The 24,327-nt window shown below is 70.2% G+C and carries 27 protein-coding genes; 18 read left to right on the top strand and 9 right to left on the bottom strand.

Annotated elements, in window-relative coordinates; translation table 11 throughout:
- Window positions 1-17: 17 nt before the first annotated feature.
- The gene (locus tag F8566_RS49700) at window positions 18-167 is read left to right on the top strand and encodes a hypothetical protein (RefSeq protein WP_192809574.1); all 150 of its coding nucleotides are present in this window, start codon (window positions 18-20) and stop codon (window positions 165-167) included.
- Between the two features lie 130 nt (window positions 168-297).
- Here F8566_RS49700 and F8566_RS08255 read toward each other — a convergent pair whose 3' ends face one another.
- Window positions 298-1,044, bottom strand: coding sequence for a hypothetical protein (locus tag F8566_RS08255; protein ID WP_151559333.1), 747 nt, complete (start codon window positions 1,042-1,044; stop codon window positions 298-300).
- Window positions 1,045-1,109: 65 nt separating this feature from the next.
- Here F8566_RS08255 and F8566_RS08250 point away from each other — a divergent pair, with 65 nt between their 5' ends.
- Window positions 1,110-1,529 carry an acyl-CoA thioesterase gene (locus F8566_RS08250; RefSeq protein WP_151559332.1) on the top strand — a complete coding sequence of 140 codons (420 nt, stop codon included), beginning with the start codon at window positions 1,110-1,112 and terminating at the stop codon, window positions 1,527-1,529.
- A gap of 9 nt (window positions 1,530-1,538) precedes the next feature.
- Here F8566_RS08250 and F8566_RS08245 read toward each other — a convergent pair whose 3' ends face one another.
- Window positions 1,539-2,267, bottom strand: a complete 729-nt coding sequence (locus F8566_RS08245) for a PaaX family transcriptional regulator C-terminal domain-containing protein (protein ID WP_151559331.1) — start codon at window positions 2,265-2,267, stop codon at window positions 1,539-1,541.
- 66 nt (window positions 2,268-2,333) lie between these two features.
- Between F8566_RS08245 and F8566_RS08240 the strand changes: the two genes are divergently transcribed.
- The 10 genes from F8566_RS08240 to F8566_RS08195 all read left to right on the top strand — a co-directional run bounded on the left by F8566_RS08240 (window position 2,334) and on the right by F8566_RS08195 (window position 11,676).
- Window positions 2,334-4,061, top strand: coding sequence for an acyl-CoA dehydrogenase family protein (locus tag F8566_RS08240; RefSeq protein ID WP_151559330.1), 1,728 nt, complete (start codon window positions 2,334-2,336; stop codon window positions 4,059-4,061).
- Window positions 4,062-4,105: 44 nt separating this feature from the next.
- A complete protein-coding gene (locus F8566_RS08235) occupies window positions 4,106-4,588 on the top strand; it encodes a PaaI family thioesterase (protein WP_151559329.1) in 483 nt (160 codons plus the stop codon).
- The gene (locus F8566_RS08230; protein ID WP_151559328.1) at window positions 4,585-5,352 is read left to right on the top strand and encodes a crotonase/enoyl-CoA hydratase family protein; all 768 of its coding nucleotides are present in this window, start codon (window positions 4,585-4,587) and stop codon (window positions 5,350-5,352) included. Before F8566_RS08235 ends, F8566_RS08230 begins: the two co-directional genes overlap by 4 nt.
- A 254-nt stretch (window positions 5,353-5,606) precedes the next feature.
- On the top strand, window positions 5,607-6,380 hold the full coding sequence (locus F8566_RS08225) for a hypothetical protein (RefSeq protein WP_151559327.1): 774 nt from the start codon (window positions 5,607-5,609) through the stop codon (window positions 6,378-6,380).
- Window positions 6,377-6,877 (top strand): RNA polymerase sigma factor, encoded by a 501-nt coding sequence (locus tag F8566_RS08220; protein ID WP_151559326.1) that lies wholly within the window; start codon window positions 6,377-6,379, stop codon window positions 6,875-6,877. The genes F8566_RS08225 and F8566_RS08220 overlap by 4 nt, the downstream gene beginning before the upstream one ends.
- 79 nt (window positions 6,878-6,956) lie before the next feature.
- Entirely contained in the window at window positions 6,957-8,156 is a 1,200-nt protein-coding gene (locus tag F8566_RS08215) for a L,D-transpeptidase (protein ID WP_151559325.1), read from the top strand.
- 80 nt (window positions 8,157-8,236) lie between these two features.
- Window positions 8,237-9,490 carry a cytochrome P450 gene (locus F8566_RS08210; protein ID WP_151559324.1) on the top strand — a complete coding sequence of 418 codons (1,254 nt, stop codon included), beginning with the start codon at window positions 8,237-8,239 and terminating at the stop codon, window positions 9,488-9,490.
- A gap of 5 nt (window positions 9,491-9,495) precedes the next feature.
- Window positions 9,496-10,596, top strand: coding sequence for an NAD(P)-dependent alcohol dehydrogenase (locus tag F8566_RS08205; protein ID WP_151559323.1), 1,101 nt, complete (start codon window positions 9,496-9,498; stop codon window positions 10,594-10,596).
- Window positions 10,589-11,230 carry a TetR/AcrR family transcriptional regulator gene (locus F8566_RS08200; RefSeq protein ID WP_151559322.1) on the top strand — a complete coding sequence of 214 codons (642 nt, stop codon included), beginning with the start codon at window positions 10,589-10,591 and terminating at the stop codon, window positions 11,228-11,230. Before F8566_RS08205 ends, F8566_RS08200 begins: the two co-directional genes overlap by 8 nt.
- Before the next feature lie 2 nt (window positions 11,231-11,232).
- Entirely contained in the window at window positions 11,233-11,676 is a 444-nt protein-coding gene (locus F8566_RS08195) for a DUF4334 domain-containing protein (protein ID WP_151559321.1), read from the top strand.
- Between the two features lie 19 nt (window positions 11,677-11,695).
- On the opposite strand, the gene F8566_RS08190 is transcribed toward F8566_RS08195, so the two are convergent.
- Window positions 11,696-12,604 carry an NAD(P)-dependent oxidoreductase gene (locus F8566_RS08190; RefSeq protein ID WP_151559320.1) on the bottom strand — a complete coding sequence of 303 codons (909 nt, stop codon included), beginning with the start codon at window positions 12,602-12,604 and terminating at the stop codon, window positions 11,696-11,698.
- A gap of 62 nt (window positions 12,605-12,666) precedes the next feature.
- On the opposite strand from F8566_RS08190, the gene F8566_RS08185 reads away from it, so the two are divergent.
- Window positions 12,667-13,641 (top strand): helix-turn-helix transcriptional regulator, encoded by a 975-nt coding sequence (locus F8566_RS08185; protein WP_151559319.1) that lies wholly within the window; start codon window positions 12,667-12,669, stop codon window positions 13,639-13,641.
- A 5-nt stretch (window positions 13,642-13,646) separates the two neighbouring features.
- Entirely contained in the window at window positions 13,647-14,690 is a 1,044-nt protein-coding gene (locus tag F8566_RS08180; RefSeq protein WP_151559522.1) for a nitronate monooxygenase, read from the top strand.
- An 18-nt stretch (window positions 14,691-14,708) separates the two neighbouring features.
- Here F8566_RS08180 and F8566_RS08175 read toward each other — a convergent pair whose 3' ends face one another.
- Window positions 14,709-15,746 carry a YihY/virulence factor BrkB family protein gene (locus F8566_RS08175; RefSeq protein WP_151559318.1) on the bottom strand — a complete coding sequence of 346 codons (1,038 nt, stop codon included), beginning with the start codon at window positions 15,744-15,746 and terminating at the stop codon, window positions 14,709-14,711.
- Between the two features lie 63 nt (window positions 15,747-15,809).
- On the bottom strand, window positions 15,810-17,273 hold the full coding sequence (locus F8566_RS52600) for an aminotransferase class I/II-fold pyridoxal phosphate-dependent enzyme (protein ID WP_151559317.1): 1,464 nt from the start codon (window positions 17,271-17,273) through the stop codon (window positions 15,810-15,812).
- A gap of 115 nt (window positions 17,274-17,388) precedes the next feature.
- Here F8566_RS52600 and F8566_RS08165 point away from each other — a divergent pair, with 115 nt between their 5' ends.
- Complete coding sequence (locus F8566_RS08165) at window positions 17,389-17,736, top strand: DUF3140 domain-containing protein (RefSeq protein ID WP_151559316.1); 348 nt, start codon at window positions 17,389-17,391, stop codon at window positions 17,734-17,736.
- A gap of 85 nt (window positions 17,737-17,821) precedes the next feature.
- On the opposite strand, the gene F8566_RS08160 is transcribed toward F8566_RS08165, so the two are convergent.
- The 3 genes from F8566_RS08160 to F8566_RS08150 are packed head-to-tail and all read right to left on the bottom strand — an operon-like array spanning window position 17,822 to window position 19,507.
- Window positions 17,822-18,016 (bottom strand): hypothetical protein, encoded by a 195-nt coding sequence (locus F8566_RS08160; RefSeq protein ID WP_151559315.1) that lies wholly within the window; start codon window positions 18,014-18,016, stop codon window positions 17,822-17,824.
- Window positions 18,017-18,048: 32 nt separating this feature from the next.
- Window positions 18,049-18,495: a MarR family winged helix-turn-helix transcriptional regulator gene (locus tag F8566_RS08155; protein ID WP_225992957.1), complete on the bottom strand. Its 447-nt coding sequence runs from the start codon at window positions 18,493-18,495 to the stop codon at window positions 18,049-18,051.
- 10 nt (window positions 18,496-18,505) lie between these two features.
- Window positions 18,506-19,507: a nucleotide-binding protein gene (locus F8566_RS08150; RefSeq protein WP_225992956.1), complete on the bottom strand. Its 1,002-nt coding sequence runs from the start codon at window positions 19,505-19,507 to the stop codon at window positions 18,506-18,508.
- A gap of 200 nt (window positions 19,508-19,707) precedes the next feature.
- Between F8566_RS08150 and F8566_RS49695 the strand changes: the two genes are divergently transcribed.
- Genes F8566_RS49695 through F8566_RS08140 form a run of 3 tightly spaced genes read left to right on the top strand, consistent with a single transcriptional unit; the run spans window position 19,708 to window position 23,374 of the window.
- Window positions 19,708-20,052, top strand: a complete 345-nt coding sequence (locus F8566_RS49695; protein WP_192809573.1) for a nuclear transport factor 2 family protein — start codon at window positions 19,708-19,710, stop codon at window positions 20,050-20,052.
- Complete coding sequence (locus F8566_RS08145; protein ID WP_192809572.1) at window positions 20,049-20,657, top strand: DsbA family oxidoreductase; 609 nt, start codon at window positions 20,049-20,051, stop codon at window positions 20,655-20,657. The genes F8566_RS49695 and F8566_RS08145 overlap by 4 nt, the downstream gene beginning before the upstream one ends.
- Before the next feature lie 14 nt (window positions 20,658-20,671).
- Window positions 20,672-23,374, top strand: coding sequence for a LuxR family transcriptional regulator (locus F8566_RS08140; protein WP_151559313.1), 2,703 nt, complete (start codon window positions 20,672-20,674; stop codon window positions 23,372-23,374).
- A 23-nt stretch (window positions 23,375-23,397) separates the two neighbouring features.
- Here F8566_RS08140 and F8566_RS08135 read toward each other — a convergent pair whose 3' ends face one another.
- Window positions 23,398-24,303 (bottom strand): alpha/beta fold hydrolase, encoded by a 906-nt coding sequence (locus F8566_RS08135; protein ID WP_151559312.1) that lies wholly within the window; start codon window positions 24,301-24,303, stop codon window positions 23,398-23,400.
- Between the last annotated feature and the right edge of the window lie 24 nt (window positions 24,304-24,327).

Genomic DNA, 24,327 nt, shown 5'->3' with positions numbered 1-24,327 from the left:
GACGGCTAGGAGGACACGTGGCTTCACTCATAGCGAAGATCAAGGCCTGGATGCGAAGTCCGCAGGGCCAGCAGGCCCGCGCCAGGGCCGAAAGGATGGCCCGGGACCCCCGCACCAAGGCCAAGGCCCGCGGTCTGCTGACCAAGTTCCGCGGAAAGCGCCACTAACCGAACAGTTTGGACTAGGACATCGGCCCGGGATCTTGTCCCGGGCCGTTCGAGCGTGGAAGGCACGGCCCCTTGGTTCTTTGTTCTTCGCCGGCGCAGATGGCAACCGGACGTAGTCGCCAGTGAGGGCTTAGCTCCAGATCGCCACGGCGGTGGTCTCGGCGTGGATGAATCCGCCGCCTCGGTTGGCGATGCGCTGCGCGTCCTTCTGCCGGGGCGACACCGCGGCGGTGACGACCGCGTACCGGGTGCCGGATCCGACCTTGCCGAACCGCGCGCCGATCCGCTTGGGCACCGAGGCCGTCGTCACGAACCGCATGCCTGCGGCCTTGAGTTGCGTCTCGGCCGTCTCGGCGGCCGCCTTGTCCTTGAGCCGCAGCACGTGCACGCTGACCTGAGCCTTGCTCGGTGTGGTGAACGAGGCCTCGATCCGGCCGTCGCACCCAAGGTTCGACAGCAATGTCCGTGTCGCCGCGTCGATGGCCCCGGCCAGGCAGCCCGCGGAGCCCTCCAGCACTTTTTCGCCGGTCCGGTCATAGGTCTCGGTCGTCTGGTTGATCCGCATCGTGAAATGCCGTTCGTCCTCGAAGAACGTGGTCCAGGTGAAGGGCGAAGGCTTCCGCTCCAGTTTCTCCGTGATCTTGTCGGGCCGTTGGACGAACATGATCGAGGCTATGGCGATGCCGAGGAGTAACGTCGCGCCGACGTAGATGACCGAGAACCCCTTGAGCCCCAGGATGAGCCTCTTTTGGGCTGATCGCCGGCGGCCCTGGTACGGCGGGGCGGGTGTCTCACCTCCGGAACGTGCCTGGGGCGGCTGGTCGAATTGGCCCGGCAGCGGGTAAGGCGAACGGTCTTGCGGTGGAGTTCCCTTCATAAGCGGACATCGAAGCACAGGGCCGTCGCCCCTTGGGGTTACCCGGCAGTACGTAGACTGCCGGCGTGAACAACGGCGAGTACCTGCACTGGCAGAGCGTCCCCACGCGGTGGAAGGACAACGACGTGTACGGGCACGTCAACAACGCCGTCCACTATTCGCTGATGGACACCGCGATCAATGAGTGGATGATCAGGACCGCCGGGTTCGATCCGCTGAGCAGCGATCCGATCGCGCTGTGCGTCGAGTCGCATTGTGTCTACAAGGCCGAGGTGGCCTTCCCCGACACCGTCGAGCTGGGCCTGAGGGTCGGCAAGCTCGGCCGGTCCAGCGTCCGCTGGGAGGTGGGTCTCTACCGCGGATCCGACGAGGCGTTGATCGCCGAGGGCTATTTCGTGCACGTCTTCGTCGGACGCGAGGACCGCCGCCCCGCGGAGATCGTCGACCCGGTCCGCGCCGAGATGCAGAAGCTGCTGATCGCCTGACCGCGCTGGTCAGGGGGCGAGGACGTGGTCGGTGAGGAGGCGGTTGAAGTCGACTTCGAAGCGTTCGTAGTGGGCGCGCAGGCCGGGACCGGGCCAGTCGGCGGGGAGCAGCTCGGCGGGGAGGAGCGGGTCGTTCAGGAGGTGGCGGAGGACGGCGGCGGCCACCGTGAAACGGTCGGCGAGGCTGTCGGCCTCGTCGAGGGCGGTGGTCAGGGCGTGCGCCTTGGCCGTCCACTCGTCGAGGTCCCAGAGGGTGGCGGTGAGGTCGTCCTCGGGGCGGCCGGTGAGGAACGTGCACTGCTGGGCGACGATGTCGGGCCGGGGACGGCTCAGGTTGGCGGGGCGCAGCCAGGTGCCCTCGCGTAGTTCGGCCAGGCGGAGGGCCGCCATGGCCTGGCGGAGGGCGGCACGGTCGGCGGCGGGGCGCCGCTCGGCGGTGATGACGGCGATCTCCCAGGTGCCGTCCCAGGAGGGGGTGCGCGGGAAACGGCTCTCGTCCTGGCGGGCCTGCCGGGCCAGGAGTCGTTCGGTCAGCGCGTACTCGCCGTCGCTCTGGACGAGGTCGCCCGCCGCGACCATCCGGGAGAGCGCCACCCGGATCGTGCCCTCGGCGATGCCGAACAGCTCGCCCACGCGGACCAGATAGCGGGCGCGCAGGCGCGGCGGGTGCGAGCCCAGCAGCGTGCTCAGGACCACGGACCGGGCGGTCAGCGGTCGGAGGCCGAGAGTGTTCGACATGACTGACCGGGACTGTACCCGGATTACAGACTTCCGTCGCATACAGAAAAAGCGTAATGTCCGGGCATGGGCTCATATCTGATCGAACCGGTGGACCGGCTTCCGTTCGGCGGAGCCGAGAAGGCCCGGCGGTACGCGACGGAGCGCTATCAGGGCGCGGTCGGCCTCAACTGGTACACGTGCGATCCGTCGCTGCGGTTCCTGATGCGGCGGCACCTGGGGGACAAGGGGCTGGCCTGGGCCGAGCCCCGGCTGGAAGCCCTCGGTGAGCTGGTGGGCGGGCGGGTCGCCGTGTGGGCGGAGGAGACCGACCGCAACCCGCCGAGGCTGGAGAAGTACGACCGGTGGGGACGGGACATCAGCGAGGTCGTGATGCCTCCGTCGTTCGAGGCCGCGCGAAGCGAGCTGGTGGCGACGAGTTTCACACGACCGGAGTTCCTCGCGGAGGCGCGGGCGGCCGGGGTGGATCCCGCGCCGATGGCGGTGGCGTGGAGCTACCTGCTCGATCAGGCCGACATCGGGATGGCGTGCGCCCTCGGAACGGGCGGGGACATGGTCGTGGGGCTGACCGAGCTCTTCGCGCCGGAGGACGTCAAGGCGCGGGTGCGGGAGTTGTTCTCGGCGGGGATGTTCTCCGGCGAGGCCGCGCAGATGCTGACGGAACGTTCGGGCGGATCCGACCTGGGGGCGCTGGAGTCGACCGCCGCACGCGACGGTGACGCCTGGCGGTTGAACGGCCTCAAGTGGTTCGCGTCGAACGCCAACGGCTCGGCGTTCGTGGTGTTGGCCAAGCCGGAAGGCGCCGAAGACGGTGTACGGGGAATCGCGCCGTTCCTGGTCCTCCGCGAACAGCGCGACGGCTCGCGGAACGGCATCAGGATCCGGCGGCTCAAGGACAAGCTGGGCACCCGCTCGGTGGCCTCAGGTGAGATCGAGTTCACCGACGCCGAGGCGTTCCTGCTGGCGCCCGAGTCGGGAGGCCAGGGCGACGGCAAGGGGCTCGCCCGGATGATGGAGCTGACGAACGGCGCGCGGCTGGGCATCTCGATGATGGGCCTGGGATGCGCACGGCGGTCGCTCGTCGAAGCGCTGTGCTACGCCCGTGCCCGCGAGGCGTTCGGCGCGCCGCTGTACGAGCAGCCGCTGATGCGCCGCAAGCTGGCGGAGCTGATCGTGGAAACCGAGGCCGCCCAGGCGATGGTCTTCGACGGATACCTCGGAAAGCCACGGCTGCGGATCGGAGCTCCTCTCATCAAGCTGCGGGCAGCACGCCTGGGCGTGACCGCTGCGAGCGACGCCATCGAGATCCACGGCGGCAACGGCTACATCGAGCAGTGGCCGGTCGCGCGGATCCTGCGCGACGCCCAGGTGAATCCGATCTGGGAGGGCGGGGACAACATCCTCTGCCTCGACGTCCGGCGAGCCATGCTCCGCGAGCAGGCCCACGAACCGTTCTTCGAACGGTTGGAGCAGGCCGTTGACCACGCACAGGGCGACGACGCCACCGTCTCCCTGGTGAGCGAACGGATCGGACACCTCCGCCAGGCGGTGAAACTGTGGCAGACCCTCGACGCCGAAACCGCCGAGGCGCGTCTCTTCCCTCTCGCCCAATACATGGCGGACGTGTACGCGGCGGCCCTCCTGCTGGAGCACGGCAAGGCCCTCGTCGCCCGCCTGTACGCGCGGAACCATCTCGCCGACCGCGGACCGCTGCGTGGCATCGACGCCCCCGCCGAGGATCTCGACCGGTTCGACGAGCTCGTGGCAGGCGCCCTCATCGACGATCGGGACTGAGCGTACCCTTGAGACCGAATCGGATTCGCCTGCGAAGGAGCCCCGTGACCACGCCTGCCTCGGCCAAGACCACCCCACCGACCGGAGCGGTCGTGCCCGCCCTGAAGGAGCCCCCGCCGACCGAGTACGACGGCTGCTTCGGATGCGGTGACCAGGCCTCGGACGGCATCCGGCTCAAGCACACGGGCCTTGACGGCAAGGTCGCGGAGACGGCGTTCACCGTGGTGGAGGCGCACCAGGGCGCGCCGGGCCTCGCCCACGGCGGGATCCTGGCGGCTGCCCTCGACGAGGCGCTCGGCTCGGTCGCGTGGATGCTCGGCAAGCGCTACGTCACCGGACGCCTGGAGACCGACTTCCTTACTCCCGTACCCGTGGGTTCCACGGTCCAGCTCCGCGCCTGGTGCACCGGAGTGGACGGCCGCAAGGCCTACCTGGAAGGCGAAGGTCATGTCGACGGCAAGCTCGCCGTCCGCGCCGCCGCCCTTTTCATCGAAGTCCCCGAAGAGCACTTCGAGGAACGCCCGTGACCGTTCGCACCGAACGCCAAGGCCCTGTCACCACCGTCATCCTGTCGCGTCCCGAGGTCCGCAACGCGGTCGACGGCCCCACGGCCGCCGAACTGGCCGCCGCCTTCCGCGCCTTCGACGCCGACGATGACGCCTCCGTGGCCGTCCTCTGGGGCGAGGGCGGCACGTTCTGCGCCGGAGCCGATCTCAAGGGCCTCGGCGCCGGACGCGGCAACCGCGTGGACCCCCTCCCCGCCGACGGCCCGATGGGCCCGACCCGGATGAAACTGTCCAAGCCCGTCATCGCCGCGGTGTCCGGCCACGCCGTCGCCGGCGGCCTGGAACTGGCACTCTGGTGCGACCTCCGCGTCGTCGAAGAGGACGCGACGTTCGGCGTGTTCTGCCGCCGCTGGGGCGTCCCGCTGATCGACGGCGGGACCGTACGCCTGCCCCGCCTGATCGGCGAGAGCCGAGCCATGGACCTGATCCTCACCGGTCGCCCGGTCTCCGCCCAAGAGGCGTTCGACATCGGCCTGGCCAACCGCCTGGTGCCACCCACCAAAGCACGCGAAGCCGCCGAGGAACTGGCGGCCGGCATCGCCCGCTTCCCCCAGACCTGCATGCGCGGAGACCGCCTCTCAACCCTCGAACAGGCAGGACTCCCCGAAGAGGAGGCGCTCGCGAACGAGCTGAGCCACGGGTCCAACGCCGCGCACGAGGCCATCGCCGGCGCCGCCCGTTTCGCCTCCGGCACCGGCCGCCACGGCGACTTCACCAACATCTGAAGGCTCGGCGGTCAGTCCTTCTCGTACGGCGAGAACGCGCTCGTCTCGATCTGGTACGCGCCCGCCTGAACCAGGAGCTCCATGAGCTCCTGCGCCACCGGCCGCAGACGGTCGTATGCGCGCACCTGTCAGCCCTCTCGCGCCCGCCGCCCTGGGGTGCTGGGCCGTTACTTGATTGTTATTTGGGGGTGTCACGTTGCCTCTGGTGCCGGACATGTCTGTTGCGAGTGCCGACACTACGGGGGAATGTACGCATGAAATCCGCACCAGGGGACGAGTTGAGCGTCCTGAGGACGGCGGCGCGGGCTGATGATCGAGATCTGGCCTCCGACGGCGCGCTTCAGGAGGTGCTCGGTGATCTCTGCGGCGACATCATGGCCGCGGGACGGCCGCGCCGCAGGTTGCGGTTGCCGATCGGACGGAACGCGGTGGCGGTCGCCGCGGCGTTCGGGATGGCGCTGCTCCTCCTTGGCGGAGTCGGCTTGAAGCAGCTCCAGTCCGCGCCGCGCCCGGAACGGCCAGCGGTGCCGGTGTCCTCTGGCCCGCCGCTGAGGACCGGGGACTTCAGGCAGGCCATGACCGTTGGTCCTTCCGAGGCGACGGACACCAGCGAGTGGCTGAACCTCGGCAGTCCCGCGCTCCAGGTGTTCATGGCGTCGACGACCTCCTCCATCTCGTTGCCCCCCGGCCGCAGTTGGGCCGCAGTCACCCGGGCGCTGACGTTGCCCGGGAAGCGTCTGCAGGCCACCTTCGTGATCGCCAACCTGGCGCGATATGGGATCTGCCAGTGGGGCGGCTACTGGCAGGACCTCCGCCTTCGCGGTGACGTACAGGGCGCACGTGCGGCGGACATCGTGATCAAGCGGCTTGTGTCGCGACGATTCGCTCCGGTCGATCCTGAGACGGGCAGGGCCATCAGGGTCGGGTGGCCGCCGCTCGACAGGAAGCTCGGTGAGTCGTGGCGGCTTGAGCGGTTCATGCGGTCGAGCTGCGGGCCGGCGTGGCGGCTGGTCGGAGCGTTCCGATGAGCCACGAGCAGCGTTTCGAGGCGCTCTTCAAGCAGCACAGCACGAGCATCCTCGGCTACCTCGTCCGCCGGGTCGATGCCGCCGAGGACGCCGCCGATCTCATGGCGGAGGTCTTCGCCATCGCGTGGCGGCGCATCCACGACGCGCCACCCGGTGATGAGGGACGGCTCTGGTTGTACGGGATCGCGCGCAAGGTGCTGGCCAACCACCGGCGCGGCAGTACGCGGCGGGGGCGGCTGGCGGATCGCCTGCGCGAGCAGTTGCGGGCGCAGCCCGGAGACGACGGAGGCGGTCAACCGGTCCGCGCGGCTCTGGAGCGGCTGTCCGTAGCGGACCGGGAACTGCTCACCCTTACAGCTTGGGAGCAGATGTCACCCGGCGAGATCGCCGTGGTGCTCGGCCTCGAACCCGCCACGGTGCGAACGCGGTTGAGCCGTGCCCGCGCCAGGTTGCGGGCCGTACTGGACGAGCACGCGCGGGCCGCGGCCCCCTGCTGATCACTCTCCGGAGCGAAACAAATCCGGTCGATCGGGCAATACCTAGTGTCCCCCTTGTTGATCACCCCCTGGAGACGCCTTGAAGTTCAGGTCGGCCGCGCTCGCGGTCCTGCTCACCTTGACCACCGCGTCGGCTTGCACCGGTGGAGATTCGAAGTCCGGGCGCGGTTCCACCGTGTCCGGGGAGGATGGAGCGCCCTCGGTCACCGTCACTCCGGGTGACGGTACGTCGCGGGTGCGTCCGGACAGCCGGGTCAGCGTGACGGCGGGCGGCGGCACGCTCGCCGAGGTGACCGTGCGGACCGGCGGCGGGCTGGTCGTCGCGGGCGGGTTCACGGCGGACCGCACGGGGTGGCGGGCGAGCCGCGGGTTGAAGCCGGACGCCGCGTACGAGGTGACAGCCAAGGCGACCCGGGGAGGCAAGACCACGACGGTGACCAGCCGTTTCCGTACGCTCAAGCCCGGTAAGACGTTCGGCATCGCCGATATCACCCCGATGAGCGATCGCTCGGAGAAGATCGGCGTTGGTGCTCCGATCATCGTCACGTTCGACCGGCCGGTGTCCGATCGCGCGGCCGTCGAGCGGGCGCTGGAGGTCAAGGCGCAGAAGCCGGTCGAGGGCGCGTGGCGGTGGGTGAGCTCCACGCAGGTCGTTTACCGGACGAAGAAGTACTGGCCCGCGCACCAGAAGGTCCGCTTCACCGCGCGGCTCACCGGCGTCGCTGCGGCGAAGGGCGTGTACGGGGTGGCGGATGTGTCGCGGCGGTTCGCGGTGGGGGCGGCGCAGATCAGCACGGTCAACTCCCGGACGCATCGCATGACGGTGAGAAGGGACGGCCGGGTGATCCGGACGCTACCGGTCAGCCTGGGCAGTGGCGGCAGGGTCGTGAACGGGGAGGACATCTTCCTCACCGCCAGCGGCGTGCACCTTGTCATGGACAAGAAGCGGGTCGAGCGCATGACGTCGGCGGGATCCGGGATCGACCCGAAGGACAAGATCAACGGCTGGGACACGATGGTCAACTGGGCGGTGCGGATCAGCGCCTCCGGGGAGTACGTGCACCAGAGCAACGGGCAGTACCAGTACCTCGGGAACTCCAACCAGAGCCATGGATGCGTGCGGACGACGCCAGACGGAGCGCAGTGGTTCTTCGGGATCGCGCAGCGGGGTGATGTGGTCGACGTCACGGGTACCGCGCGCCGCCTGCCGTGGACGAACGGCTGGAGCTACTGGCAGCTGAGCTGGAAGCAGTGGCGGTCCGGCAGCGCCCTGGCTTAGATGATCATTGGAGCTTGACCTGTAAGAGTTTGCTTACTAGCGTCCTTTCAGACGGAATCCGTCCGGAAAAGGGGACGCCCATGAGCCTGACCGTGGACGAGGCGGGCCGCGCACTCGCCGACCCGCGCTCGTACGCCGACGACAAGCGCCTCCACGACGCCATGGCGTTGCTGCGGCGGGAGGCGCCGGTGCACTGGGTCGCCGACCCGCCGGGCTACAACCCGTTCTGGGCGATCACCAGGCACGCCGACATCATGGAGATCGAGCGCAACCACGCGCTCTTCCTGAACGCGCCGCGCCCGATCCTGGGCACCGCCGAGTACGACGCGATGAACCGGGAGCGCGCCGAGCAGGGCATCGCGCTGCGCACGCTCGTCCACATGGACGACCCGGACCACCGCGTGATCCGGGCGATCGGCGCGGACTGGTTCCGGCCCAAGGCGATGCGCGCCCTGGAGGACAGGGTCAAGGAACTGGCCAGGCGATACGTCGACCGCATGATCGAGCACGGCGGCGAGTGCGACTTCGTCCAGCAGATCGCCGTGCACTACCCGCTGTACGTGATCCTGTCGCTGCTCGGGCTCCCGGAGTCGGACTTCGACCGCATGCTCAAGCTCACGCAGGAGCTGTTCGGCGGCGACGACTCCGACATGCGGCGCGGCACGACCCCCGAGGAACAGCTGACCGTCCTGCTCGACTTCTTCGCCTACTTCCAGGAGCTCACCGCGGCGCGCCGCGCCGAACCCACCGACGACCTGGCCTCGGCGATCGCGAACGCACGCGTCGACGGCGAGCCGCTGAACGACTTCGACACCGCCTCGTACTACGTCATCATCGCCACGGCCGGGCACGACACCACGAGCTCCACGATCTCCGGCGGCCTGCACGCCCTCATCGAGCACCCCGACCAGCTCGGACGGCTCCGCGCCGATCCCGCGCTGATGCCGTACGCGGTGGACGAGATGATCCGCTGGGTGACGCCGGTCAAGGAGTTCATGCGCACCGCGACCGAGGACTACGACCTGCGCGGCGTGACGATCCGCAAGGGCGAGTCGGTGCTGCTGTCGTACCCGTCGGCCAACCGGGACGAGGAGATCTTCGACGACCCCTTCCGCTTCGACGTCGGCCGTGATCCGAACAAGCACCTCGCGTTCGGCTTCGGCGTGCACTACTGCCTGGGTGCCGCTCTGGCCCGGATGGAGGTCCGCGCCTTTTTCGAGGAACTGCTGCCGAGGCTGGAGTCGATCGAGCTCGCCGGGGAGCCCGAGAACGTGGCCACCACGTTCGTCGGCGGGCTCAAGCGCCTGCCCGTCCGCTACTCCCTGAAGGGCTGACCGATATGCGCATCGACGCCGCGGTGCTGCGCGCCGCCGAGGCCCCGTACACCGTCGAGCCGGTCGAGCTCGCCGACCCGGGCCCGGGCGAGGCGCTGGTCCGGATCGCCGGCACCGGGATGTGCCACACCGACCTGCTCGGCCGCGTCCCCGGTGACCTGGTGGGCAAGCCGGTCGTCCTCGGTCACGAGGGTGCCGGAGTCGTCGAGGCCGTCGGGCCCGGTGTGACCGACGTGGCGGTGGGCTCGCACGTCGTGCTGTCCATCGACTCCTGCGGGGCCTGCACCAACTGCCGTGCCGCCCGCCCGGGCAACTGCGTCAAGATGGCCGAGCTCAACATGTTGCCCATGTCGCTGGACGGCGTGCCGCGCGCACATGACGCGGAGGGGGCGGCGGTCGGCAACCGCTGGTTCGGGCAGTCGTCGTTCGCCTCCCACGCGCTCACCACCGTCCGCAACACGGTCACCGTCGATCCGGACGTGCCGCTGGAAAAGCTCGGTCCGCTCGGCTGCGGCATGCAGACCGGTGCCGGGTCCGTGCTGATCTCGCTCGGCGTGGGGGCCGGTGACAGCATCGCCGTCTTCGGCGTGGGCGCCGTGGGCCTCGCGGGAGTGATGGCGGCCCGGGTCGCCGGTGCCACCACCATCGTCGCGGTCGATCTGCATGAATCCCGGCTCGACCTGGCGCGCGAACTCGGCGCCACGCACACGCTGAACGGGGCGGACGACGACCTCGCCGGGCAGATCCGGGCGATAGCGGGTGGCGAGGGCGTCCAGTACTCCTTCGACACGACCGCCGTGCCGGCGATCGTCTCCGCCGCGGTCGCCTGCCTGCGCACGACCGGCGTCTGCGGCCTGGTCGGCGTCGGCAGCGAGGAGTACCGGCTCGACCCGTCGTTGCTCCTGATGGGCCGCACGGTCAAGGGCATCATCGAGGGCGACGCCGTTCCGCAGCTCTTCATCCCCAGGCTCGTGGAGCTCTGGCGCCAGGGCCGATTCCCGTTCGACAAGCTCGTCACGACCTACCCGCTCGGCCAGATCAACCAGGCCGAGGCCGACTGGTTGTCCGGGAAGGTCGTCAAGCCCGTGCTGCTGCCCGGTGGCTGAGCCGGCCAGCCGCCCTGCCCCGGCGACCCGCAAGGGCCGCCCGCCGGACCCTGAGATCGACCAGCGGGCGCTGCGCGCGGCCCTGCAGGTGTACGGGGAACTTGGCTGGGCGGGTTTCAGCTTCGACGCCGTCGCCCGCCGGTCCCGCGTCGGCAAGGCGGCGCTGTATCGCCGCTGGCCCGACAAGGAGCACCTCCTCGCCGCCGCGCTGGAGCTCCTGGCCGAGCCGCCGCCCGACTGGGCCGACCCCGCCGACCTGCGGGCCTGCCTGACCCTGATGGCAGAGCAGGTGGTGGACATGTTCGTCGGCCCCAAGGCGCTGGTGTTGCCGCGCGTCCTGATCGAGGCCTCGCTCTACCCGCCGCTCTTCGACGAGACGGTGCTGACCATCGCGCGGGCCCGCTTCGACGCGGCGCGCGAGCTCGTCCGCGCCGCCGTCGAACGCGGCGAGCTGCCCGCCGGAACCCCGCCCGAGCTGGTCATCGACGCGATCACGGGCCGGGTGCTCAGCGCGATCGTGCTCACCCCCGGCCGCGAACGACCGCGCATCGCCGCCGACCCCTCCCGGCACGCCGCCGCCGCGGTGGACTTCGTCCTTGCGGCCCTGAACGATGCGTCTTCGAGCAAGGAGTGACCATGAACGCCGAATCCCGGGTGCTGGAGCTCGTCCGGAACGGGACCTCCGACACCGCCGAGCTGGAGAGGCTGTTCGGAGAGCTGGCTCCCGTCGATCCCGGCTTCATGCTGGGCACGTGGGAGGGCGGTGTCTTCGACCAGCATGATAAGGCGGCCGGTCTGCTGGTCAAGCTGGGCTGGTACGGCAAGCGGTTCCACGACGCCGAGAACGTCGACCCGCTGCTCTGCCGGGCCGAGGACGGCACGATCTACTCGTTCGACGGCATGGGCCTCGCCCGCCTGCGCGAGGTCGTGTTCCGCGGCACGGTCTCGGCCGCGATGGTGTACGACACCCAGCCGATCATCGATCACTTCCGCCGGGTCTCCGACGAGGTCGTGCTCGGCGCGATGGACGCCAAGGGGCAGCCGGAGACCCTCTACTTCCACCTCACCCGCGCCCGCTGAACTCGCCCGCGCCCACTGGTCAGCGCACGCGGTGGAGGAGCTCCTCGCCGGCGGCCAGGCGGCGGACGTTCTCGGTCGCCACGGTGAAGTAACGCTGCCATGTCTCGGTCGTCACCCAGGCCACGTGCGGCATGACGACCACGTTGTCCAGGGAGAGCAGCGGATTGGTCGCCTTGACCGGCTCCTCCTCGAACACGTCGAGCCCGGCGCCGCCGAGGTGGCCCGAGGTCAGCGCCTCGACCAGGGCGGCCTCGTCGATCACGGCGCCGCGCGCGGTGTTGACGATGACGGCCCCGGGCGGGAGCAGTGCGAGCCGGCGTTCGTCCAGCAGATGGCGGGTCTCGCCGGTCAGCGGGATGTGCACCGAGACGATGTCGCTGGCCCGCAGCAGGTCGTCCAGCTCGCGCCAGGCGGGATCGTCGGGCCGCGGCGTCCGCGAGGTGAAGAGGACCTCCGCGCCCATCGCCTCCAGCATGCCGCGCAGCAGCCCGGCGATCTCCCCGCCGCCGAGCAGCCCGACCGTACGGCCCGCGATCTCACCCCCGACCAGCCCGGGGTTGGCGGGCCAGCCCCGGCCCTCCCGGGTGAGGCGGTCGAACGTGACCACCCGCCGCAGCGTCGCCAGCATCAGCAGCAGCGAGGTCTCCGCGACGGCTTGCGCGTTCTGGCCGGGCATGTTCGCCACGGCGATCCCGCGTTCCTCTGCCGCATCCAAGTCGATGGTGTTCACTCCGCTGCCGAGCTTCTGGATCAGCTTCAGCTTCGGGGCCCGGTCCATGTCGGCGGCGGTGAACGGCCGCAGGACGTGCCAGAGGACTTCAGCCTCGGACAGCAGCTCGTACAGCCGCTCGTCGTCCTCCTCAGGACAGCTCACCACGTCCAGGCCAGGCTCGCTGTAGTCCATGTCGTAGTGCAGCAGGATTCGCATACGCCCCATCTTGCCAATCTTGGTGAACGCCCAGGCCACGCACTCTGCGAGAGGATTGCTCCATGCTGGAGACGTCCGTGCGGCTGCTGAAGCTCCTCTCGCTGCTCCAGGCCCGGCGTGAGTGGTCGGGTGCCGAGCTCGCCGAACGGCTGGAGGTGACGACCCGCACCGTGCGCAACGACATGGAGCGGCTGCGCATCCTCGGCTACCAGGTGCATTCCACGACCGGCACCGCCGGCGGCTACCGGCTGGGTGCGGGCGCGCAGCTCCCGCCGCTGCTGCTCGACGACGAGGAGGCCGTCGCGGTCGCCGTCGCGCTGAGCACGAGCGCGTCCGGAACGGTCGAGGGGCTGGAGGAGACCTCGGTCCGTGCGCTCGCCAAGCTTGAAAGCATGCTGCCGTCGCGGCTGCGACGCCGGCTGAGCTCGCTGCAGGCGGCCACGGTGTCGGTGGCGAGGCGCGGTCCCGGCGTGGACGCGGCGGCCCTCACGGGTATCGCCGCGGCCGTACGCGATCACGAGACCCTGCGCTTCGACTATCTGAATCAGGACGGAGCGCCGACCGTACGCGCCGCCGAGCCGCACCGTCTCGTCTACACCGGCCGCCGGTGGTACCTGGCCGCCTGGGACACCGACCGGAAGGACTGGCGGACGTTCCGGGTGGACAGGATGCGGCTGCGGACGCCGAACGGCCCGCGGTTCACGCCGCGCGAGCCGCCCGAGGGCGATGCCGCCGCGTACGTCATGCGGGGCGTGAGCTCGAGAGCCAGGAGTCACCAGGCGCGGATCAGGCTCCACGTCTCACTTGCGGTCGCTTCGGAACGGCTTCCACCCGAGGCGGGGATGCTGGAGGCCATCGATGAGACCTCCTGCCTGTTCATCACCGGGGCGGACGACATCCACGACCTCGCCTCGTTCCTGGGGAGTCTCGGCTTCGGGTTCAGCGTGATCGAGCCCGCAGCGCTCGCCGACCACCTGCGCGTCCTGGCGGACCGGTTCCGGGTGGCGGCCACTCCATCGGAGACACTGGACGCGTGAACGAGATGTTCGGCGTACCCGAGCTGTCCGAAGTGCTGGCGAGTCCCCTCGTACAGGCGCCGATGGCGGGTGGTGGATCGACCCCGGCGCTGGTGGCGGCCGTGTCCGAGGCCGGTGTCACCGGCTTCCTGGCCGCCGGGTACAAGCCCGCGGCGCGGATGCGCGAGGAGATCGAGGAGACGCGGAAGGCCACCTCCCGTCCGTTCGGGATGAACCTCTTCATGCCCTCGCACGATCGTGCTGACGAGGCGGCGGTCGCGGCCTACCGGGAGCGGCTCGCGCCCGAAGCCGAACGCCTGGGGATCGAGCTCGGAGGGGCCGGTGATCGTTCCGACGACTGGGACGCCAAGGTCGCCGATCTGCTGGCCGATCCGCCGGCGCTCGTCGGCTTCACCTTCGGCTGCCCGGAGCCCGAGGTGCTCAGGGCGTTCGGTGAGAAGGGCACGGTCACCATCGTCACGGTGACCTCGGTGGCCGAGGCGCGCACGGCGGCGGCTGCGGGGGCCGGTGCGCTGTGCGTTCAGGGGAAGGAGGCCGGAGGGCACAGCGGCACGTTCACCGGTGCCGAGGGCACGCCGCTCCGGGAGTTGCTGCCGGCCGTACGGCAGGCGACCGGCCTGCCGCTGCTCGCCGCGGGCGGGCTGGCGACGGGCGCGCACATCGCCGAGGTCCTTGCGCTCGGGGCGGACGCGGCGCAGCTCGGCACCGCCTTCCTGCGTTGCCCGGAGAGCGGCGCGAGCGCCGTGCACAAGGCCGCGCTGGCCGATGAGAGGTTCACCGAGACCGCGATGACCAGGGCTTTCAGTGGCCGTTCCGCACGCGGGCTGGTCAACCGGTTCCTGGTCGAACATTCGCCGTTCGCGCCGGCTGCGTACCCGGACGTCCACTACATGACCGCCCCCCTGCGCAGGGCCGCGGCGGCGCGCGGAGACGCCGACGTGGTCAACCTCTGGGCCGGCGAATCGTTCCGCCTCGCCACCGAAGCCCCCGCGGCCGAGGTCGCGGCCCGCCTGCTGGACGAACTGGCCGCCACCATCCAGAGCCGGTAGAGCGGCCGAACAGGTGCGCTAGAGCTTGCCCAGGCCACCTTCACGGCCGTTCGTGTCATCGATCTTGCGGGTGTCGCGCGGTTCCGCGTAGGGGACGGCGTCCTCCGGCACGCCCTCCTCGATACGCCGCGCCCGCACCAGCTCGGCGTCGAGCTCGGCGCCCAGCAGGATCGCCACGTTCGACACCCACATCCAGACGAGGAAGATGACGACCGCCGCGAGCGCGCCGTAGGTCTTGTTGTACGAGCCGAAGTTCGCCACGTACAGGGCGAAGACCCCGGAGGCGGCGATCCACGCCAGGATCGCGAACGCGCTGCCCGGCGTGATCCAGCGCCATCCTGGCTGCCGCACGTTCGGCGCCGCCCAGTAGAGCGTCGCGATGGCCACCATCACCACCAGCAGGATCACCGGCCACTTGACGATGCCCCAGATCGTGACGAAGGCCGAGCCCAGCCCGAACAGATCGCCCGCCCACTCGGCGAACCGGCCCGTGAACGTGACCGCGAGCGCGCTGGCGCCGAGGAGCACGACCATGGTGAGCGTCAGCGCGAGTCGCAGCGGCGCCAGCTTCCACAGCGGCCGCCCCTCGGGCATCTCGTAGATCGCGTTGACCGCCCGGATGAACGCCGCGACGTACTTCGACGCCGACCACAGCGCCACGACCAGGCCGATCGCGGCGAAGACGCTCGCCGTCGGCGCGGTGCCCTGCAGGCTCTGGATGATGCTGATCACGGTGTCCCGGGCCTGGCTCGGGGCGAGCTGCCGCACGTTGTCCACAAGCGTCTGGGTACCGGAGACACCGGACATCCCGACCAGTGAGACGACAACGATGAGGGCAGGGAAGACCGAAAGGATCCCGTAGTAGGTCAGCGCTGCGGCCCAGTCGACGAGATTGTCCTTCTGGAACTCCGCAACGGTCCGCTTGCTGACGCCCCACCAGCCGCGCAGGCCGATCTGCGCCGGCCCCTCGCTGGGCTCCTCAGAGCGCCGCGTGCTCTTCTCGGCCGCCTCATCGCGGGCTGCCTTCTCCTTGCCGGTTGTCGCCTTCTCAGCCATCGGACCCACCTCCTTGCCGCGTTGCCGCCTCTTACCCGCTTAACCCGGGGGGATGCCGAGGGATCAGGTCTCGATGTACGCGCGGACGCCGCCCAGCTCCGGGTCGGCGGCGTCCGGCACGACCATTCCGGCGGCCACGCCGCTCCGCAGGTAGTCCAGAACGGGCTCGGTGATGCGTTCGCCGGGCAGGACAGCCGGGATGCCCGGCGGGTAGGGCGTCAGCATCTCGGCGCTGACCCGGCCGACGGCCTTGTCGGCGGGCACCTGCTCGGCGGGCCCGAAGAAGGCGTCGCGGGGCAGGACGACCAGTTCGAGCTGCAGCTCGTCGGGATCGGCGACCTTCACTTTGGGCCCGCCGCGCAGCTCGTCCGCGTGGTCGGTCAGGTCCCGCAACGCCGTCAGCAGCGTGGCGGCCGTGTCCTTGTCGTCGGCGTACGTCAGCTGGGCGCTGATGCGCCGGTGGTCGGACAGGTGCAGGTTGACGTGGTGGTGCTCGCGGATCCAGTCCGCCGCCCGGTAGCCGAGCACGCCGAGCTCGGAGATATCGATGATCACTTGCAGCGGATCCAGGTCGTACGCCTTCCCGGGGGCGACGAACTCGTCCCGGTCAACGTGCATGCCGGGCAGGCCTTCGATCTCCTGACGCACGTCGGCGGCCAGGTCCAGCGCCGCCTGCAGCAGCTCGTGACCCTGCTCGACCATCTGGCGCCGCCAGCCGTCCAGGCCCGCGTACAGCAGCACGGACGGGCTCGTGGTGCCGAGCAGGTCCTCGCGCGCCTTCAGGACGGTCGGATCGACCAGGTCTCCCTGCTGGTGGAAGACCGAGCCCTGCTCCAGGCCGCTTCCCATCTTGTGGACGCTGGTCACGCAGACGTCCGCGCCCGCGTCCATGGCCCACGACGGCAGATCGGGATGGAACGGCAGGTGCGCGCCCCACGCCTCGTCCACGATCAGCGGTTTGCCGTACCGGTGGCAGATCTCGGCGATCTCGGCCAGGTTCGCGCAGGTGCCGTACGGTGTGGGACTGGTCACCAGTGCGCCCCGGACGTCCGGGTGCTGCTCGAACCGCCGTGCGAACGCCTCAGGCGACGGCGGATGCGCCACGTTGCGCTCGGCGTCCCAGCTGGGCTCGACCCAGATCGGCCGCACCCCGCTGATGATCAGCCCCGAGATCACCGACTTGTGCGCGTCGCGGCCGATGAGCAGCTTCTCGCCGGGGCCGGCGACCGACAACATGGCCGACTTGACCGACAGTGAACTGCCGCAGGTCGAAAAGAACGTCCTCTCCGCGTGCACGGCGTCGGCCATCAGTTCCTGCGCCCGTTCCAGCACCCTGTGCGTGGACCGCCGGTCGTCCAGCCCGGAGACGGCCAGAGCGTCATGGGTGAAGACCGCGTCACCGAGAATCTCCCGGACGCGGGGATCGGCCCCCCGTCCCTGCTTGTGCCCGGGCGGGGTGAACGGGGTGTCGCCCCGCCTGTGGTAGGCGGCGAGCGCGTCCAGTACCGGAGTCTCCGAATGGTCCATAGGCTGCACGTTCCCGTCCAGTCCGCTTGTTAACTTTGCCCCCGGAGCATCGGCGCGAATGGCCCGGCCACCCTCGGGTGCGAATGGCCCGGCCACCCTCGGGTAGGGGGCGGGAATGAAGGAACGGATCCCTGGCGAAACGGAGCTCCTCTGGGAGGAGTTCCACCAGATCGTGAACATGACTTCGGACGAACTGCGGACCTGGCTCCTCACGGACGCCTCGGGCGAAGACGCGCTCCCCGCCGATCCGGACCTGAAGCTGCCGGAGCTCGGCACCCGGGTGATCGAGGTGCTTCGCAAACGCAAGGTCGATCTCACGGCCGCCGACACCGAGACCATGCGGCAGGTCGTGGACTTCGTCGAGGACAAGCTGGACGGCAGCCCCGCCGGTGCCGAACAGGACGACCACTGGCGGCGGGAGCTGATGACCGTAGGCCACGACCCGCTCAAGCCGACACCCTGAGGGACCTGCCTGAGAGGATCTGCCTGACGGGCCTGGGAGAACGCTGACGGACCTGGGAGAACGCGGATCCGCGTTCTCCCAGGTCTCATGGTCCCTTCGGGATCTCGGTCTGCGGGCTGTAGCCCTCGTCCTCGCCACCGGGCGCGTCCGCCGTGGCGTTGGGTGGGTCCGTCGGGCCCGGCGAGTGCTCGTCACCGAAATCGGGCTCGGCGTCCTCCTGAGGCGCTTCGGCCTCGGCGCGGCGGTCGGCCAGGGGCTTGGCTTGATCCTTCTTCTCCATGGCCCTCTCCTGCCCGCGGAGGCGCAGGACAATCAACCGTCGAGCGCCCGCTCGTACGCGAGGAGGGTGTCGACGAACAGCCTCCGCTGCTCGGGCGTCAGCGGGTCGAGCGCACGGCGCCACGCCTCGGCGCCCTGCCCGAGCCATTCCTTGATCGCCGCCTCGTGGGCCGGGGCGATGCTCACGATCGCCCGGCGCCGGTCGTCCTCGTCCGTCCGGCGGTCGAGGATGCCCTGGCGGCTCAGCTCGCCGACCATCAGGCTGACGGTCGCCGGGGTGACCTCCAGCCGCGCCGCCAGCTCGTTCACCGTCATGGCGCCGTCGAAGAGCAGGTAGGCGAGCAGCGAGAGATGCCGCGGCGCCAGGGAGAACGACGCGAGCTCCTTGGGCACGCCGAGCTTCTTCGCGCGGCCGACCACCCGGGGCATGAGGAGCAGCAGCGCGCGGATGCCGGACTCGACGTCCAGTCCATCGTCCACGCCCGCGAGCCTACCCGCCGAAGCCGTCCCCCACGGTGGCGGCGAGCACGAGGAACGCGTCCCGCGTCGCGGGAGCGAGCAGATCGAGATCGACCTCCGCGTCCTCCGCGAGATGGGGGTCGAACGGCACGTCCACCACGGCCCGGCACCGCTTGTCGAAGTGCGCGCGGAGAGCGTCCACATCGACCCCGGCGCCGCCCCCTGGCCGGATGCTGGACAGGGCGACCGTCGCCGACCGGGCGAGATGGCCGCGACCGTGCGCCTCCAGCCAGTCCAGCGTCGCGCTCGCCGACCGCGCCGCGGCGACCGACGGGATGGTCACCAGCACGATCTGGTCGGCCAGTTCGAGCACCGCCCCCATCGCCGAGTGCAGGAGCCCGGTGCCGCAGTCGGTGACGCAGATCGAGTAGTAGTTCTCCAGCAGGCTCGCGACGGCCCGGTAGTCCTCATCGGTGAACGCCTCGGACAGCTCGGGATCCCGCGACGACGCAAGGATCTCCAGCCTGCTGCTGACCGACTGGGAGGTGAACGCGCGGACATCGGCATAGCGCGGCGTCTGCTGAGCCGCCATCTGGAGCAGGTCCCGCACGGAGGCGGACGTCTCCACCCGCACCTTTTCCGACAGCGTGCCGTGGTCGGGATTGGCGTCCATGGCGATGATCCGGTCTCCCCGTACCGCCGCGAGCGCCGTCCCCAGCCCGACCGCCGTGGTCGTCTTGCCCACACCCCCCTTGAGGCTGAGCACCGCCACCCGGTGGTGACCGCCGGCGACCGGCGTGCGAACCCGCGCGATCAGCTCCCGCCGCCGTGACACGCCGGCCGACTCGGGCGGATGCACCCGCCCCCGCGAGAGCATGTAGACCGTCCGCCGCCACCCGTGCTCGGGCGCGTCGCGCCGCCCCAGGAGCAACCGATCCGGCGTGAGTGCCTCGATGTCGACACCCGGCACGCACAGCGCAAGCGGAACCGTGGCGTCCCCCGGCCCAGCCGCCGGCCGATCTTGAAGCGTCACAACACCCTCCCGAAGAACCGATACGAAGAGTAGCTAACCGTGCACGCTCCGTACCGCCACACAAAGATTGTTAAACAGGAATCGCCCGGGAGCCAGGCAGCGCTTCTCGACTCCTGACCAGTCAGGTGACAGATGCCGAGGCCAGGGGAGCGTTCGTAACGTCTTCCATGTTGAACAGTCGGCACTGGAAGGACGGAACGATGGCCCTCGCCACCACACAGTTGGAAACGTTCGTGGACCGGGTTCGGATCACTGAGCTGATCGATCGGTACATGCTCAGCCTGGATGAGGCCGTGATCGATGAGGAGTGGGCGGCCGCCTTTCACACCGAGGACGTCTCGGTCTCGACGCCTCTGGACAAGAGCACCGGGTTGGTGGGGTTCGCGGAGGCCACGCGGGAGGAGCTCGGCGGGCATTTCGATGTCGGGGGGATCTTCCAGGGAGAGGTCGTGCGTTCCGGGGAAGGGTGGAGGTTCCGGCGGCTCGACGTGCGGCCGGTCTGGTTCTCCGGGCGGCCTCCGATCTTCGAGGGGAGCGCGTCGTGAAGGTTGAGATCATTCTGGATGTGCCGTGCGTCTGGTCGTACTTCGCGTTCAACCGGTTCCAGCGGGTCGCGGCGCGGGTGCGGGAGGCCGGTGGAGAGCTGGAGGTGGGATTCCTGCCCTTCCAGCTCGCCCCGGAGGCGACGCCGGAGGGCGAGTTCAAGGTGGACGTGCTGCGCCGGTCGTTCGGGGACGGCACCGCGGACGCCATCACGGGGATCACCGCCAAGGCCGCGGAGGAGGGGCTGGTGTTCCGGCACGAGCGGGCCATCTACTCCAACACCTTCGAGGCGCATCGGCTGATCGCGGTGGCGAGTGCGCAGGGCAAGGGCGAGGAAATGGTGGAACGGCTGTTCCGCGCGCACCACACCGACGAGCTGAACGTCGGGGATGTCGATGTGCTGCGTTCCCTGGCCGAGGAGGTCGGCGTGACCTGGAGCGATGAGGGCGCCGAGAAACTGCGGGCCGAGCTTGGGAGGGTCCGCGGGCTAGGGGTGCGGGGAATTCCTGTCTTTCTCGTCGACGGAAGGGAATTGGCCGGTGCGCAGTCGGAGGAGGTCCTCTTCGCGGCGCTGGCAGGGACGAAGGGTCGCGTTCGCGCGGGATGAGTAGGGTTGCGGACATGCGGCTTTACGGGCGTGATGCGGAGCAGTCGACGATCGAGCGCCTGCTCCAGCGCGCCCGTTCAGGCCGGAGCGGTGTCCTGGTCCTGCGGGGCGAGGCCGGGATCGGCAAATCGGCTCTGCTGGAGGTCGCGGAGGGTGCGGCCACCGACATGCGGGTGTTGCGCGGCACGGGCATCGAGCGTGAGAGCGGGATGCCCTACGCGGGACTGCATCTTCTCTTGCGCAAGTATCTCGATCGGATCGACGCCCTTCCGGAGGGGCAGGCGCGGGCGCTGAGGGGCGCCCTGAATCTCGGGACCGGCGACGAGACGCGCGGCGACCGGTTTCTGGTCGGTCTGGCGGTGCTGACGCTGTTGTCGGACCTCGCCGAGGAACGGCCGCTGCTGTGCCTGATCGACGACGCCCATTGGCTCGACCCCGCCACCGCCGAGGCCCTGCTGTTCGTGGCGCGCCGGCTGGAGGCGGAGGCGATCGTCCTGCTGCTCGCGGTGCGTGATCCGGACGCGCCGGAGTTCACCGCGGAGGGCCTGCCCGAGCTACGGGTGGGAGCGCTGGACAAGGACGCGGCCGCCGACCTTCTCAATGCCCGTGCCGCTGAGCTGCCCGGGCACGTTCAAAGCGAGATCCTCGTCGCGGCGATGGGCAATCCTCTGGCACTGCTGGAGCTGCCCACGGCCCACGCGTCCGCTGAGCCGTCCACGACGTACACCAGACTGCAGCGGACCTTCGCTGACCGTGTCGCGGCGCTCCCCGAGCAGACTCAGCTCCTGGTCTTGATGGCCGCCATCGACGACCAGGGTGATCTGTCGATGATCCTCCCGGCGGCGGAGCGGTTCGGCGCCTCGGTCGCCGATCTCGAACCGGCCGAGCGCGACCGGCTGGTGCGCACCGGCGAGGGCAGGCTGGAGTTCCGCCACCCGTTGATCCGGACCGCCGTGTACGGGGAGGCGACGCTGAGCCGTCGCTTGAGCGCGCACAGCGCTCTTGCCGAGGTCTACCGCGCGGGAGGCGACCGGTGCCACTTCGCGTGGCACCTCGCGAGCGCCACGACCGGGCTGGACGAGAAGACCGCCGCCGTGCTGGAGGAGACCGCCGAGCTCGAACGTGACGGTGGCGGCCATGCCTCCGTGGCCGCGATGTACGAACGTGCGGCCATGCTCTCGCCGGATCCCGGGGAGCGCGGCCGGCGGCTGTCGGTGGCGGCCAAGGCGGCTGCCGACGCGGGGATGTCCGAACAGGCGATCTCACTGGCCGAACGTGCCACGGCCGACGTGACCGACCCGCTCGCACGCGCGGATCTGGTCCTGCTGCGGGCCGGGCTGGCGGACGAGCAGGACCGGACGAAGGAGGCCCATCGGCTGCTGAGCGGCACCGCCGAGTCGGTCGTCGGCCTCAACGCGCAGACCGCGGGCTACCTCTTCTTCCAGGCGGGTTCGGCCGCCGCGAACGCGGGCGACTTCGCTCTCCTCGACCGCACCGCGGCGCGCGCGGAGGAGCTCGGGGTGCCGAACGCCTCGCTCGTCCGCGCCCTGGCCAGGGCGTTCGCCGGGCTCAATCCGGGCGGGCACGGCGACACCGCCGACGGGGTGGCGGCCCTGCGCGAGCTGATGGGGAGCAGGAACGACTGCCTCGGCCCGCGCGACGCCGTCCGGACCGTGATGTGGCATCTGATGATCGGTGATCTGGACGGCGGTCTCGAAGCGGCGGCCGAGCTGGAACGCCGCTATCGCAGGGAGGGGGCCCTGGGCCTGCTCTCGCTGGTGCTGATGCCGCTGGCGCGGTTGCAGCTCATGCTCGGCCACACCCGCGACGCGCTCACGACCGCGACGGAGGGCATGCGCATCGCGGCGGACACCGGGCAGCACCGGATCCGGATCTACCAGGCCACGACCTTGGCGCAGCTGGCGGCCATGCAGGGGGACGAGCAGCGCTGCGAGGAGCTGACGACCGAGGCGCTCGCGCGCGGCCTGCCCCCCAGCAACGTGCACGCCGCGACCGCGCGCAGCCTGCTCGACCTGGGGCTGGGCCGTCACGAGGCGTCTCTGAACCGCCTGGCCGGTGTCGTGGCGGGGACGAGCCGCGCGGGCGTCATCGCCGCCCTCCCCGATCTCGTGGAGGCGGCCGTACGGGTGGGGCAGCCGGAACGAGCCCACGAAGCCGCACGGTGGCACCAGGATTGGGCCATGCAGGCCGGGCAACCATGGGCCCGCGCGATAGCCGCGCGGTGCGCCGCGTTGCTCGCTCCCGACGACAAAGCCGAAGCCCTCTACGAGGAGGCCGTTCACCTGCATCTTCAGGGCGGCCCACCGTTCGAGCATGCCCGTACCGAGCTGCTCTACGGCGAGTGGCTGCGCCGTTCCCGCCATCGCAACGAGGCGCGCGGCCACCTGCGCACCGCCCTGGAGATCTTCGAACGACTGGGTGCGGACCAGTGGTCGGAGCGGACGCGCACCGAGCTGCGTGCGGCCGGGGAAAGCCTGGGCGACGCCATCCCCGACCGTTCGGACGTGCTCGCCCTGCTGACACCGCAGGAGCTGCAGGTAGTGCGGCTGGCCGCTGCGGGGCTGAGCAACCGGGAGATCGGAGCCCAGCTCTTTCTCAGCCCCCGGACCGTCGGCTACCACCTCTACAAGGCCTATCCCAAACTGGGCGTGGCATCCCGAAACGAGCTGTCCCGCCTGGAACCAGCGAAGACCTGACCCCGCTCAGCCGCCGCTTCGGATCAGCGTGTTCGGGTGTGGGCGAGGATGGCGTCGGCGACCTGCGCGTGGATCTGCGGCGGCAGCGTGTGGCCCATGCCCTCGATCATCAGGAGCTCCGCGCCCGGGATCGCGGCGGCGATGAGCTCGCCGTGACCTGGCTTGGCGGGCTCCTCCGTGCCCTCGATGACGAGCGTGGGGGCGGTGATCCGGTCGAGGACGCCGACCGGCTCGAACGCGGGGTCGGCCATGGCGGCGAGCCGGTGGTTGCCGACGGTGGCGGGGTCGCGATCCCGGTCGAAGATCTTCTCCTCCAGCCGTCGCTGCTCGTCCTCGTCGAACGGGATCGCCGGGCCGTGCAGCACCCGGGCGGTCTCGATGGCGAAGTCGATCTGGGACCGGCGGTCGGGCCCCGGCGGGCTGGCCATCGCCTTGGAGAAGTGCTCGATGAACGCGGGAGTCGGGTAGGGGAGCGCGTCCGGCAGCGGGTCTTCGCCCATCAGGGCACGCATGAGGTTCGCCCCTTCCTCACGGCCGAGCGGCGAGGAGCCGATGACCGTCAGGGACAGGACCCGCTCCGGGTGCTCCACGGCGATCCACTGGCTGATCAGCCCGCCCGCGGAGTGCCCCACGAAGTGGGCCTGGTCGATGCCGTACCCGTCCAGTACGGCGAGCGCGTCGCCGCTGATGTCGGCCCAGGTGTACGGGGTGGTCTCGAAGTCGATCGCGCTCGACTTGCCGGTGTCCCGGTGGTCGTACCGGATGACCCGGCGCCCGGCGGCGACCAGCCGCCCGACGAACGCGTCGGGCCAGAGCACGCCCTGCGACATCGACCCCATCACCAGCAGCACCGGCGGGTGGGCCGGGTCGCCGAACTCCTCGGTCCACAGCTCGACGTCCCCGTTAACGATCATGCGCTCGGCAGCCATGTCCAGCTCCTTCTCGCGGTTCTC

It is taken from the genome of Actinomadura rudentiformis (assembly GCF_008923185.1).
Taxonomy (GTDB): Bacteria; Actinomycetota; Actinomycetes; order Streptosporangiales; family Streptosporangiaceae; genus Spirillospora; species Spirillospora rudentiformis.
The sequence above is the reverse complement of the archived record's forward strand: the minus strand, read 5'-3'. Positions and strand labels throughout refer to the sequence as shown.

Excerpts from the sequence above, each read along its gene's own strand:
- F8566_RS08175 (WP_151559318.1), bottom strand. The coding sequence starts at position 15,746 with ATGGCTGAGAAGGCGACAACCGGCAAGGAGAAGGCAGCCCGCGATGAG.
- F8566_RS08165 (WP_151559316.1), top strand. The coding sequence starts at position 17,389 with ATGAAGGAACGGATCCCTGGCGAAACGGAGCTCCTCTGGGAGGAGTTC.
- F8566_RS08255 (WP_151559333.1), bottom strand. The coding sequence starts at position 1,044 with ATGAAGGGAACTCCACCGCAAGACCGTTCGCCTTACCCGCTGCCGGGC.
- F8566_RS08140 (WP_151559313.1), top strand. The coding sequence starts at position 20,672 with ATGCGGCTTTACGGGCGTGATGCGGAGCAGTCGACGATCGAGCGCCTG.
- F8566_RS08195 (WP_151559321.1), top strand. The coding sequence starts at position 11,233 with ATGAACGCCGAATCCCGGGTGCTGGAGCTCGTCCGGAACGGGACCTCC.
- F8566_RS49695 (WP_192809573.1), top strand. The coding sequence starts at position 19,708 with ATGGCCCTCGCCACCACACAGTTGGAAACGTTCGTGGACCGGGTTCGG.
- F8566_RS08220 (WP_151559326.1), top strand. The coding sequence starts at position 6,377 with ATGAGCCACGAGCAGCGTTTCGAGGCGCTCTTCAAGCAGCACAGCACG.
- F8566_RS08210 (WP_151559324.1), top strand. The coding sequence starts at position 8,237 with ATGAGCCTGACCGTGGACGAGGCGGGCCGCGCACTCGCCGACCCGCGC.
- F8566_RS08205 (WP_151559323.1), top strand. The coding sequence starts at position 9,496 with ATGCGCATCGACGCCGCGGTGCTGCGCGCCGCCGAGGCCCCGTACACC.
- F8566_RS08160 (WP_151559315.1), bottom strand. The coding sequence starts at position 18,016 with ATGGAGAAGAAGGATCAAGCCAAGCCCCTGGCCGACCGCCGCGCCGAG.
- F8566_RS08225 (WP_151559327.1), top strand. The coding sequence starts at position 5,607 with ATGAAATCCGCACCAGGGGACGAGTTGAGCGTCCTGAGGACGGCGGCG.
- F8566_RS08240 (WP_151559330.1), top strand. The coding sequence starts at position 2,334 with ATGGGCTCATATCTGATCGAACCGGTGGACCGGCTTCCGTTCGGCGGA.
- F8566_RS08190 (WP_151559320.1), bottom strand. The coding sequence starts at position 12,604 with ATGCGAATCCTGCTGCACTACGACATGGACTACAGCGAGCCTGGCCTG.
- F8566_RS52600 (WP_151559317.1), bottom strand. The coding sequence starts at position 17,273 with ATGGACCATTCGGAGACTCCGGTACTGGACGCGCTCGCCGCCTACCAC.
- F8566_RS08135 (WP_151559312.1), bottom strand. The coding sequence starts at position 24,303 with ATGGCTGCCGAGCGCATGATCGTTAACGGGGACGTCGAGCTGTGGACC.
- F8566_RS08185 (WP_151559319.1), top strand. The coding sequence starts at position 12,667 with ATGCTGGAGACGTCCGTGCGGCTGCTGAAGCTCCTCTCGCTGCTCCAG.
- F8566_RS08245 (WP_151559331.1), bottom strand. The coding sequence starts at position 2,267 with ATGTCGAACACTCTCGGCCTCCGACCGCTGACCGCCCGGTCCGTGGTC.
- F8566_RS08180 (WP_151559522.1), top strand. The coding sequence starts at position 13,647 with ATGTTCGGCGTACCCGAGCTGTCCGAAGTGCTGGCGAGTCCCCTCGTA.